Below are 12,487 nucleotides of genomic sequence, written 5' to 3' on the forward strand. Positions count from 1 at the left end.
CTTGTCATTATTTAAAAAAGAACGATTTTCGATCCGAAAAATCTGTGGGATTGTTGGTTCGGTATTACTCGGAAGTATCTTGGTTGCACCGTCAATCATTCATGCTTCTACCTATCATTACATTGAAAAAAGCTCTCTTACACAAGAAGAACAAACAAAGATTCAGGCAGGAATTCCTACTGATAATGAGAAAATTTATGCTCTTATTTATCAGCAGGAAACTCTTCCTGCAACAGGTTCATCGACTTCTGTGCTTACAGCTTTAGGTCTATTAGCTATTGGTAGTTTAGTTCTTTTAGTTCATAAAAAGAAAAAAGTTGCTAGTCTGTTCTTAGTTACTACGATTGGACTAATCGGTCTTTCTAGCATACAAGCACTCGATATAAGCAATCCTTTGAAAGCTCCAAGTAATGAAGGAGTAGTTCAAATTGCTGGATATCGTTATATTGGATACCTACCCCTTAATGATGATGCAATTTCAGAAATTCAACATAAGGATGAGGGGACAAAAAATGTTCCAGTATCTGAAATTCAAAGTGTTCATAATGAAGCGCCTAAAGCAGAAAAACCTAAAAATCCAGAGTCTGTAAGCACCGTTCCAAACGAGACAACTAAATCAGAGAAGCCAGAGTATACTGCACCGGTAGGCACAGTCCCTGACGAGGCGCCTAAAGCTGAGAAGCCAGAACATACAGCACCAGCTAGTGGTAATCTGGTAGAATCTGAAGTTCATGAGCAACCAGAATATACAGCTCCAATTGGCGGTAATTTAGTTGAACCAGAAGTTCATGAAAAACCAGCATACACTAAACCTATAGGTACTGTTCCAGACGAGGCTCCTAAAGTAGAGAAAACTGAGTACACAGCTCCTGTAGGTACAGTTCCAGATGAAGCGCCTAAAACTGAGAAACCAGAATATACTGAACCTGTAGGTGCAACAGGAGTGGATGAAAATGGAAACTTGATTGAACCACCTGTTAGCGAAAAGCCAGAATATACTGAGCCAATAGGTACAACAGGAGTGGATGAAAATGGAAACTTGATTGAACCACCTGTTAGCGAAAAACCAGCATACACGGAACCAGTAGGTGCAACAGGAGTGGATGAAAATGGAAACTTGATTGAGCCACCTGTTATCGACATTCCAGAGTATACTGAACAAATATCTACAGTTTCAGAAGTTGCATCAGAAAGAGAAGAGTTGCCTTCTTTACATACCGATATCCGGACCGAGACTATTTCTAAAACGACTATAGAAGAATCTGATCCTACCAAATTTATAGGCGATAATTCTGTTAAACAAATTGGTGAGGATGGCGAACGTCAAATTGTTACTAGCTATGAAGAGTTACATGGCAAAAAAATTAGTGAACCAGTTGAAACAGTAACTATCTTGAAAGAAATGAAGCCTGAAATTCTTGTAAAAGGTACAAAAGAAAAGCCTAAAGAAAAAACGGCTCCTGTCTTGACCTTGACCACTGTATCTAAGGATGTTTTAGCTAAGTCTGCTACAGTTAACTACAATCTAGAGAACCAAGATAATGCTACAATTACACGCATTGTAGCGACTATCAAAGAAGGTGGAAAAATTGTAAAAACGCTTGATTTAAAAATCGATAACTTATCTCAAGTATTAGAGAACTTAGACTATTACAAAGATTATACGATTTCAACCACTATGAATTATGATGTAGGTAAGGGTGCAGCAGTATCGATTTTGGAAGATAAACCTTTACGCCTAGATTTGAAGAGAGTTGAGTTGAAAGATATTGCAAACACAAGTCTAATACAAGTAGATCAGAGCGGTATCGAAAGCGATAGTAGTTATTTAACTTCTCTTCCAAGTGATTTTAACAACTATTACTTAAAAGTAACCTCAAGAGAAAACAAAGTGACTCGTTTAGCAGTCGATAAGATTGAAGAAGTAACTGAGGAAGGTAAGCAGCTTTACAAGGTAACAGCAAAAGCACCTGATTTGGTTCAACGTGACAAAGACGGTAAGTTAAAAGATACGTACACTTACTATCTTGAAAAACCGAGGGCTACCGAGGATAAGGTTTATTACAACTTCCATGATTTAGCAAAAGATATGCAAGCAAATCCTACCGGTGAGTTTAAACTTGGTGCAGATTTGAATGCAGTTAACGTTAAGCCAGCAGGTAAAGCTTATGTCATGGCTAAGTTTAGAGGTACTTTATCAAGTGTAGAGAACCATCAGTACACGATTCATAACTTAGAAAGACCTTTGTTTAATGAGGCTGAAGGTGCTACACTCAAAAACTTTAACTTAGGTAATGTAAATATAAACATGCCTTGGGCTGATAAAACAGCACCTCTTGGTAATACATTTAAAAATTCAAGAATTGAGAATATCAAAGTAACTGGTAACGTTGTTGGGAACAATGATGTAACTGGTATGGTTAACAAGCTAGATGAATCCAATATGAGCAATGTAGCCTTTATTGGTAACATTACAAGTGTTGGTAATAAAGGTTGGTGGTCTGGTGGACTTGTCAGTGAAAGCTGGAGAAGTAACGTAGATAGCTCTTATGTAAATGCTAACATTAAAGCCAACAATGCTAAGTTCGGTGGACTTATTGCCAAAATCGATCATGGCGTGAATCCTATGGACGTGAAACAAAAAGGTCGTCTAACCAAATCTGTCGTTAAAGGAACAATGACACTTAATACCAACAATCAAAGTGGTGGATTAATCCACGACAATTATAACTGGGGTTGGGTTGAAAACAACGTTAGTATGATGAAAGTTACTAATGGTGAAATCATGTATGGTTCAAGCTCGGTGGATTCTGGTGAACCTGATTTTGGGATTGATTATTTCCAAAATAATGTGTACGTGAAAGATGTTGCGTCAGGTAATGTGTCTTATAAACGTTCACAACGAATCAAAGGTGTTGACCAAGCAGAGGCTGATAGACGAATTGCTGCGTTTGGAATCACAGCTGATAAGTATGAAATTGTAGACCCATTGGTGAATGTATTAAATAGGATTACGGTTCGTGAGAATGAGTATAAAGGTACTCAAGATTATGATGCTACCCGTGAGCAAGTTTATAGGAATATTGAAAAACTTCAACCGTTCTATAATAAAGAGTGGATTGTAAACCAAGGGAATAAGTTAACAGATGAGTCAAATCTTGTTAAGAAAACTGTTCTGTCTGTAACAGGTATGAAAGCAGGGCAGTTTGTAACTGATTTATCGGATATTGATAAGATTATGGTTCACTATGCTGATGGTACAAAAGAAGAGTTAGCTGTAACTGCTAAAACTGACTCTAAAGTAGCTCAAGTAAAAGAGTATGATTTAGCAGGTCAAAACATTGTCTATACTCCAAATATGGTTATGAAGAATCGTAACCAGTTAGCAAGCGGTATTAAAGAGAAGTTAGCTAGTGTTACCTTACTTTCAGATGAAGTTCGTGCTTTGATGGATAAACGTGAGAAGCCTTGGCAAAACACTCCTGAGAAGAAGACTGAGTACATTAAAGGATTGTATTTAGAAGAAAGCTTTGAAGAAGTAAAAGGAAACTTAGAAAAACTTGTTAGTCAGATTTTAGAAAATGAAGATCATCAGTTAAATGGTGGGGAAGTAGTTGAGCGTGCTTTACTCAAGAAAGTAGAAGATAATAAAGCTAAAATCATGATGGGGCTGGCCTACTTAAATCAATATTATGGTTTTAAATACGGTGAGTTATCAATTAAAGATATTATGATGTTTAAACCTGATTTTTATGGTAAGAATGTTAATGTCTTAGATTTCTTAATCAAAATTGGTTCAAGTGAAAGAAATGTTAAAGGTGATAGAACTTTAGAAGCTTATCGTGAAACTATAGGTGGAACAATCGGAATAAATGAATTAAATGGATTCTTACATTACAATATGAAGCTATTCACTAACCATACAGATATAAATGACTGGTTTAAGAAAGCTATTGAAAAGAACGCGTATGTAGTTGAACAACCATCAACGAACCCTGCATTTGCCAACAAAAAATATCGTCTATACGAAGGAATTAATAATGGGCAGCATGGGCGTATGATTTTACCTCTTCTTAACTTGAAAAATGCACATTTATTTATGATTTCAACGTATAATACTATCTCATTTAGTTCGTTTGAAAAATACAACAAAAATACTGAAGAAGAACGTGAAGCCTTTAAAAAAGAGATTAATCTACGTGCCAAAGAGCAAGTTAATTACTTAGATTTTTGGTCACGTCTTGCTACTGATAATGTCCGCGATAAACTTCTTAAGAGTCAAAATGTAGTTCCAACTCCTGTATGGGATAATCATAACGCTCCAGGTGGCTGGCCTGATAGATTCGGACATAGAAATGGAAAACCAGACTATACTCCAGTCAGGGAATTCTTTGGTCGTATTGGGAAGTATCATGCTTATAAACCTGGATATGGAGCTTATGCTTATATTTTTGCTGATCCTCAACCTATGGATGCTGTATATTTTGTTATGTCGGATTTAATAAGTGAATACGGCACATCTGCTTTTACACATGAAACTACCCATGTAAATGACCGCATGGCATATCTGGGGGGGCATAGACATCGACAAGGTACAGACCTTGAAGCATTTGCTCAGGGTATGTTACAAACTCCAGCAGAACACGGACATCAAGGTGAATACGGCGCACTTGGATTAAATATGGCATTTGAACGTCAAAATGATGGTAACCAATGGTACAATTATAATCCTGATAAGTTACAAACACGTAACCAAATCGACCACTACATGAAGAACTACAATGAAGCTATGATGATGCTTGATTATGCTGAGGCTGAAGCTGTTCTTCCTAAGGTTAAAGGTGACAATAGTAAATGGTTCAAGAAAATTGACCGTGAAATACGTCGACCAATGGATAGAAATAAACTAAGTGGTCCTCACCAATGGGACAAAGTGCGTGACTTGACAGACGCTGAGAAAATGACCAAGCTTGAAACCATTGATGATTTAGTAAATAATAATTTCATGACCATTCACGGAAATCCAGGCAATAAGGTCTTCCACCCAGAAGATTTTGGTACGGCTTATGTCAATGTCAATATGATGGCAGGAATTTACGGTGGGAATACGAGTCAAGGTGCTCCTGGTTCATTATCATTTAAGCACAATGCCTTCCGTATGTGGGGTTACTATGGATACGAACATGGATTTATTGATTATGTTTCAAGCAAACATCAAGGCGCCGCTAATAACGAAAATAAAGGTCTCTTAGGCGATGACTTTATTATTAAGAAAGTATCGAAAGGAAACTTTAATACTCTTGAAGAGTGGAAGAGACATTGGTACGGGGAAGTTCTTGCTAAAGCTAAGAAAGGTTTTGAAGCTATCGATATTGATGGAACTCATATTAGCAACTATGATGAGTTACGTACTTTATTTGATAGAGCTGTTCAAAAAGATCTTGATGGTATGTCAGATCCGAAAATTAAAGATCATTTCAAAAATACAGTGGACTTGAAATCTAAAGTCTTTAAAGCCCTACTAAAAAACACAGACGGTTTCTTTAATCAACTGTTTAAAAAAGACATTTAAATGTTTAGAATATAAAGGGAACAGTTTTTGGCTCCTTCTGAAAAGTCATCATTTGATGGCTTTTTTCTATATAGGGGACTTGAAAGGCTATCATCGGACAAAAGAAAGAAGGCATGATATAATATAAAGTAGATTTCTATGTCATAAAACAAGAAGTGTTTGAACATCATTCATTTGAGAACTCTTTATGTTCAAACGATAGTAAAATAAAATAGGATCTCTAAACCCTTGCTATGAAAGGAAAAAACTCAATGGCTACTATTCAATGGTTTCCTGGTCACATGTCTAAAGCGCGTCGACAGGTGCAGGAAAATTTAAAATTTGTTGATTTTGTGACGATTTTGGTGGATGCACGCTTACCTCTATCTAGTCAAAATCCTATGTTGACCAAAATTGTTGGTGACAAACCAAAACTCTTGATTTTAAACAAGGCAGACTTGGCCGATCCAGCAATGACCAAAGAATGGCGTCAGTATTTTGAATCACAAGGAATCCAGACTCTGGCTATTAACTCCAAAGAGCAAGTGACTGTAAAAGTTGTAACAGATGCGGCCAAGAAGCTCATGGCTGATAAGATTGCTCGCCAGAGAGAACGTGGGATTAAAATTGAAACCTTGCGTACTATGATTATCGGGATTCCAAACGCTGGTAAATCAACTCTTATGAACCGTTTGGCTGGTAAGAAAATTGCCGTTGTCGGTAACAAACCAGGTGTGACCAAGGGACAACAATGGCTTAAAACCAATAAAGACCTGGAAATATTGGATACACCGGGGATTCTCTGGCCTAAGTTTGAGGATGAAACTGTTGCACTGAAACTAGCCTTGACTGGAGCTATCAAAGACCAGTTGCTTCCTATGGATGAGGTAACTATTTTTGGTCTTAATTATTTCAAAGAACATTATCCAGAAAAGTTGGCTGAACGCTTCAAACAAATGAAAATTGAAGAAGAAGCGCCTGTGATTATTATGGACATGACCCGTGCCCTCGGTTTCCGTGATGACTATGACCGTTTTTACAGTCTCTTCGTGAAGGAAGTCCGCGACGGCAAACTCGGTAACTATACCTTAGATACATTGGAAGACCTCGATGGCGACGATTAAAGAAGTCAAAGAACTCCTTGCTACGGTCAAGGACTTAGATAACCCTATTTTTTTAGAGCTTGAACAGGATAATCGCTCTGGAGTTCAAAAGGAAATCAGCAAGCGTAAAAAAGCTATTCAGGCAGAATTGGATGAGGATCTTCGTTTGGAATCCATGCTTTCCTACGAAAAAGAACTGTATAAGCAAGGATTGACTTTGATAGCAGGTGTTGACGAGGTTGGTCGTGGTCCTCTGGCTGGACCTGTAGTCGCTGCAGCCGTTATTTTACCTAAAAATTGTAAGATTAAAGGCCTCAACGACAGCAAGAAAATCCCTAAAAAGAAACATCTGGAGATTTTTCAAGCCGTTCAAGACCAAGCCTTGTCGATTGGAATTGGTATCATGGATAATCAGGTCATCGACCAAGTCAATATCTATGAAGCAACCAAACTGGCCATGCAGGAAGCAATCTCCCAGCTCAGTCCTCAACCTGAGCACCTCCTGATAGATGCCATGAAACTGGAGTTGCCCATTTCACAAACTGCCATCATCAAAGGTGATGCTAATTCCCTCTCGATCGCAGCAGCTTCTATAGTAGCCAAGGTGACCCGTGATGAATTGATGAAGGAATATGATCAGCAGTTTCCTGGCTATGATTTCGCTACTAATGCAGGATATGGAACTGCTAAACACCTGGAAGGACTTGACAAACTAGGAGTTACCCCAATTCACCGAACCAGCTTTGAACCCGTTAAATCACTGGTTTTAGGTAAAAAAGAAAGTTAATTGAAAGGAGATACCATGGAGGAACAGTCGGAAATAGTCCGTTCTAAGAAAGAATTCGCCTTTGCATCCAGCACTATCCTATCCCAAGTTGGTCGAGGAATCATTGTCGGCCTCGTCGTTGGAATTATCGTCGGATCCTTTCGTTTCTTAATTGAAAAAGGCTTCCACCTGATACAAGGACTTTATCAAGCTCAAGCGCACCTATTTGTTAATTTATTTATTATCGCCCTGTTTTATCTAATCATCTGCTGGCTCAGTGCCAAACTGACACGCTCTGAAAAAGATATTAAAGGCTCAGGAATTCCTCAAGTCGAAGCCGAACTGAAAGGCCTCATGACCCTTAACTGGTGGGGCGTTCTCTGGAAAAAATATATTCTAGGAATTCTAGCTATTGCCAGCGGACTCATGCTGGGGCGTGAAGGGCCAAGTATCCAACTGGGAGCAGTTGGTGGTAAAGGAATTGCCAAGTGGCTCAAATCCAGTCCAGTGGAGGAACGTTCCCTGATTGCTAGTGGTGCTGCAGCAGGATTAGCCGCAGCCTTTAATGCTCCAATAGCGGGTCTTCTCTTTGTCGTAGAAGAAGTCTATCATCACTTTTCTCGCTTTTTCTGGGTATCTACTCTAGCAGCTAGTCTCGTAGCAAACTTTGTTTCTCTGCTCATATTTGGCCTAACACCCGTACTGGATATGCCTGATAATATCCCACTCATGACCCTAGATCAGTATTGGATTTACCTCCTCATGGGAATTTTTCTGGGTCTTTCCGGTTTTCTCTATGAGAAAGCTGTGCTCAATGTTGGTCGAGTTTATGATTGGATTGGTCAAAAAATCCATTTGGATAGAGCTTATTATCCAATTCTGGCCTTCATTCTCATCATACCAGTCGGAATTTTTTTACCCCACATCCTTGGTGGTGGAAATCAGCTGGTACTTTCCCTAACTGAGCAAGATTTTAGTTTTCAAGTTCTATTAGCTTACTTTTTAATTCGCTTTATCTGGAGCATGATTAGTTATGGAAGTGGTCTTCCAGGAGGAATTTTCCTACCTATTTTGGCTCTCGGTTCCTTGCTTGGTGCCCTAGTTGGTGTCATTTGTGTGAATATTGGACTTGTCAGTCAAGAGCAATTCCCTATATTTGTCATTCTAGGAATGAGTGGTTATTTTGGAGCCATATCAAAAGCTCCCTTAACTGCCATGATCCTCGTAACTGAGATGGTAGGAGATATTCGCAACCTCATGCCACTTGGTTTAGTAACCTTAGTAGCTTACATCATCATGGATTTGCTCAAGGGTGCACCAGTCTATGAAGCCATGCTGGAAAAAATGCTTCCAGAAGAAGTATCCAGCGAAGGAGAAGTGACACTTATCGAAATACCAGTTTCTGATAAAATTGCTGGGAAACAAGTTCATGAACTCAACTTACCACACAACGTCCTCATCACTACCCAAGTCCATAATGGCAAGAGCCAAACAGTTAACGGCTCAACCAGAATGTATCTGGGTGATATGATTCATCTAGTTATTCCAAAAAGCGAAATTGGGAAAGTCAAAGATTTGTTGTTGTAGAGTAGTTTTACATAATTTATATTATGTAAACAACTGGCTTAATTTATTTAAATAACCGATTCTCAGAAATGAGATCGGTTATTTTTACTGATGGGGAATTTTACATATAAATAATTGAGCTTTGGTAAAAATAAGACTATAATTAAGTTAGAAATGATAAAGCATAAAGCTAGAAAGGAGTTTACTGTATCAAATCTGTACAGTAAGATTAAAATCATGAAAAAGAAAACAATAGCAATTATACAATGTATTTTGTATCTCATAGCTCCTTATATAGCTCTTCAGTTGTGTAGTATTAACAGAAGTTTAGTGGGTGAGCTCTTTATTATTTTCCTTATTCTGTTGACTATTTCATTCTGGTTTAGTATTTGGAAACTAGGAAAAGCACTAAATAATGATTCACAATAATAACTCCAAAGATTTAGATCTGTTTTGTTTGCAGGTCTAAGTCTTTTTATCACTTTAAAAAACTCCTATAACATCTTTCCGAAAAACTATAATTTTCTTGAAAAATACATAAGCCTATGCTATACTACTAGTAGACTTATTTATGGAGAAAATACATGAAACGTGAGATTTTACTGAAACGAATCGACAAACTAAAACAAATCATGCCTTGGTATGTTTTAGAATACTACCAATCTAAGCTTGCTGTTCCCTACAGTTTTACAACCTTGTATGAATACCTCAAGGAATACGATCGATTTTTCAGCTGGGTTTTGGAGTCCGGTATTTCAAACGCCGATAAAATATCTGATATTCCTTTATCTGTCTTGGAAAATATGTCTAAGAAAGACATGGAATCTTTTATCCTTTATCTACGAGAACGACCTTTGCTGAATGCCAATACAACTAAACAAGGAGTTTCCCAAACAACCATCAATCGGACTTTGTCAGCACTTTCTAGTCTTTACAAGTATCTGACTGAGGAAGTTGAAAACGACCAAGGAGAACCTTATTTCTATCGCAATGTAATGAAGAAAGTTTCAACCAAGAAAAAGAAAGAAACGCTTGCTGCTAGAGCTGAAAACATCAAGCAAAAGCTCTTTCTAGGTGATGAAACAGAAGGTTTTCTGACTTATATCGACCAAGAGTACCCACAACAGCTCTCAAATCGTGCTCTATCATCGTTTAATAAAAATAAGGAACGTGATTTGGCTATCATTGCCCTTCTCTTGGCATCTGGTGTCCGCTTATCTGAAGCTGTTAATCTGGATCTAAGAGATCTTAATTTAAAAATGATGGTTATTGATGTCACTCGAAAAGGGGGTAAACGTGACTCGGTCAATGTCGCTGCCTTTGCTAAGCATTACCTAGAGAATTATCTAGCCATTCGAAATCAACGTTATAAGACGGAAAAGACGGATACAGCACTCTTTTTAACACTCTATAGAGGTGTTCCCAATCGTATCGATGCTTCCAGCGTTGAAAAAATGGTTGCTAAATACTCAGAGGACTTCAAAGTCCGTGTAACACCCCATAAACTGCGCCATACCCTAGCAACTAGGCTATATGATGCTACTAAATCACAAGTTTTGGTCAGTCACCAGCTAGGACACGCCAGTACACAAGTCACTGACCTCTATACCCATATCGTCAACGATGAACAAAAAAATGCCTTGGATAGTTTATAAACTACATAAAATAAATTATGTAAAACGAAATTCAAAAAAAAGAAGTTGCTTGTTTTAGCAACTTCTTTTTCTTTATATCTGATACCAGTAAAGTAGCGTGAAATATCAATTGTTTCTATATTTTTGAAGTTCTCATTTTCCTACTACTAATTTAACTATAGCAAAAATAATGCAGATAAGGAAGGATATTTTTGCTTGTAGGAATTCTAAAAATCAAGCTTTTCTGGATTCAAATCTCTTCATAATCACAGTTAAACGCCAACGGTAGAGAGCCCCACTTACGATTAGACTAATAATCAAACCAATCCAGTAAGAATAAGCTCCAAAATCTGTTAGGGAATCAAATACCATAGCTACTGGGAGTGTCACCCCCCAGTAACCAACCAAACCAAGGTAAAAAGGAATAACTGTATCCTTATAGCCCCGTAAAATTCCCTGGAGCGGTGCCGCAAAAGTATCTGCTAACTGGAAGAAAAGGCTATAAGTCAAAAAACGCGCTGTCAAATCAATAAATTCTGGATCGTTACCATAAAGACTGGCCACATTTCCCCTAAAAATGTAAAGGAAGGTTAAGGTGAAGGCCGCAAAAATGAGGGCAGTCCATCTCCCTAGACCAATATAGGTTTTCGCATCATCAAATCGCTTAGCTCCCACTTCATAGGAAACGACAATAGCCATAGCAGATGAGATACTCATGGGAAAGGCGTACATGAGACTTGAAAAGTTCATAGCTGACTGGTGACTAGCGATAATCAAGGACGAGAACTTAGCCATAATCAAGCCAACCACGGAAAAGATGGCTACTTCCGCGAAGACAGTCCCCCCAATAGGCAGACCTAAACGAACTCCTTCCTTGATTTTATCCATATTAAGCGGAATTCGTTTCTCAAGATGTAGAGCCTTGAGCTTCTCCTGTTTAAATAGAACCAGAACAGAAATCCCCAGCAAGACCCAGTAAGCCAAAGAAGTTCCTAAACCAGCCCCAGCACCTCCCAGTTCTGGAACACCAAAGGCCCCGTAAATCAAGAGGTAGTTAAATCCGCTATTGAGAGGAAGTAACAAAAGCATAAGATACATAGACAGTTTGGTCAACCCCAGCGAATCCAGCAAGGAACGAATGACACTAAATAGCAACAAAGGGATAATCCCGATAGATAAAAACCAGAGATAACGAATCGCTACTGCCGCCACTGGTGCTTCTAGTCCAATATGATTCAAGATTGGTGGTGCCAAGAAAAGTACCATCCCCAGCAAGACCACAGATAGTCCCAAAGCCAAATAGATGAACTGGTAAAAATCAGATGCAACTTCTTCCTTTTTTCCTCGACCAAGATGGTGACCAATGATGGGCACCAGGGCTGACACAATTCCTGTTAGGAAGGTAAAAAAAGGATTCCAGATACTGGTCGCCATAGACACACCAGCCAAGTCCATAGTATTGTATTGACCTGTCATTGCAGTGTCAACAAAAGAGGCAGAATAATTGGCAAATTGGTAGATCAGGATTGGGAAGAAAATTTTTAAAAATAATACTAACTTCTCTCGTAAACACTTTGTCTTATACATACTTCTCTTTCTATTCTGATTTATCTAAACCAAAGAGTTTCAGACCATAATTTTTCAAACTTAGCGGAGGGTTATTAGATTTTGAAGTAGTATGCCAACACGCACATGTACGACAATAATAGCTTCTAACTAAACCTCCATTATCATATTGAACTGCATGGTCAGCTTTTTCTTTAGTTTCATATTGAATTTTAGAACGATTAGATGCGGGACAGTAAATTCCGCTATTAGATTTTGCTTTTCTCTCCCTACGTTTTCGAAAATAATTCATATTCTAACT

7 protein-coding genes are annotated in these 12,487 nt (G+C 38.2%); 5 read left to right on the top strand and 2 right to left on the bottom strand.

Annotated features, from left to right (window positions below):
- Position 1: 1 nt before the first annotated feature.
- From DSY56_RS02160 to xerS, 5 genes are all read left to right on the top strand, one after another.
- On the top strand, positions 2–5,572 hold the full coding sequence (locus tag DSY56_RS02160; protein WP_112443702.1) for an SIALI-17 repeat-containing surface protein: 5,571 nt from the start codon (positions 2–4) through the stop codon (positions 5,570–5,572).
- Positions 5,573–5,823: 251 nt separating this feature from the next.
- Positions 5,824–6,675, top strand: a complete 852-nt coding sequence (ylqF, locus tag DSY56_RS02165; RefSeq protein ID WP_000201324.1) for a ribosome biogenesis GTPase YlqF — start codon at positions 5,824–5,826, stop codon at positions 6,673–6,675.
- The gene (locus DSY56_RS02170; protein ID WP_112443703.1) at positions 6,662–7,441 is read left to right on the top strand and encodes a ribonuclease HII; all 780 of its coding nucleotides are present in this window, start codon (positions 6,662–6,664) and stop codon (positions 7,439–7,441) included. Before ylqF ends, DSY56_RS02170 begins: the two co-directional genes overlap by 14 nt.
- 15 nt (positions 7,442–7,456) lie before the next feature.
- A complete protein-coding gene (locus DSY56_RS02175; protein ID WP_112443704.1) occupies positions 7,457–9,007 on the top strand; it encodes a ClC family H(+)/Cl(-) exchange transporter in 1,551 nt (516 codons plus the stop codon).
- Positions 9,008–9,570: 563 nt separating this feature from the next.
- Positions 9,571–10,641, top strand: coding sequence for a tyrosine recombinase XerS (gene xerS, locus DSY56_RS02185; protein ID WP_112443706.1), 1,071 nt, complete (start codon positions 9,571–9,573; stop codon positions 10,639–10,641).
- Between the two features lie 213 nt (positions 10,642–10,854).
- Here xerS and pdrM read toward each other — a convergent pair whose 3' ends face one another.
- Positions 10,855–12,207 carry a sodium-coupled multidrug efflux MATE transporter PdrM gene (pdrM, locus tag DSY56_RS02190; RefSeq protein WP_112443707.1) on the bottom strand — a complete coding sequence of 451 codons (1,353 nt, stop codon included), beginning with the start codon at positions 12,205–12,207 and terminating at the stop codon, positions 10,855–10,857.
- Between the two features lie 10 nt (positions 12,208–12,217).
- Positions 12,218–12,478 (bottom strand): hypothetical protein, encoded by a 261-nt coding sequence (locus DSY56_RS02195; RefSeq protein ID WP_001105920.1) that lies wholly within the window; start codon positions 12,476–12,478, stop codon positions 12,218–12,220.
- Positions 12,479–12,487 lie beyond the last annotated feature (9 nt).

The sequence above is a fragment of the Streptococcus sp. 596553 genome, from assembly GCF_900411395.1.
Lineage (GTDB): Bacteria > Bacillota > Bacilli > Lactobacillales > Streptococcaceae > Streptococcus > Streptococcus mitis_BA.

Excerpts from the sequence above, each read along its gene's own strand:
- ylqF (WP_000201324.1), top strand. The coding sequence starts at position 5,824 with ATGGCTACTATTCAATGGTTTCCTGGTCACATGTCTAAAGCGCGTCGA.
- DSY56_RS02170 (WP_112443703.1), top strand. The coding sequence starts at position 6,662 with ATGGCGACGATTAAAGAAGTCAAAGAACTCCTTGCTACGGTCAAGGAC.
- DSY56_RS02175 (WP_112443704.1), top strand. The coding sequence starts at position 7,457 with ATGGAGGAACAGTCGGAAATAGTCCGTTCTAAGAAAGAATTCGCCTTT.
- xerS (WP_112443706.1), top strand. The coding sequence starts at position 9,571 with ATGAAACGTGAGATTTTACTGAAACGAATCGACAAACTAAAACAAATC.
- pdrM (WP_112443707.1), bottom strand. The coding sequence starts at position 12,207 with ATGTATAAGACAAAGTGTTTACGAGAGAAGTTAGTATTATTTTTAAAA.
- DSY56_RS02195 (WP_001105920.1), bottom strand. The coding sequence starts at position 12,478 with ATGAATTATTTTCGAAAACGTAGGGAGAGAAAAGCAAAATCTAATAGC.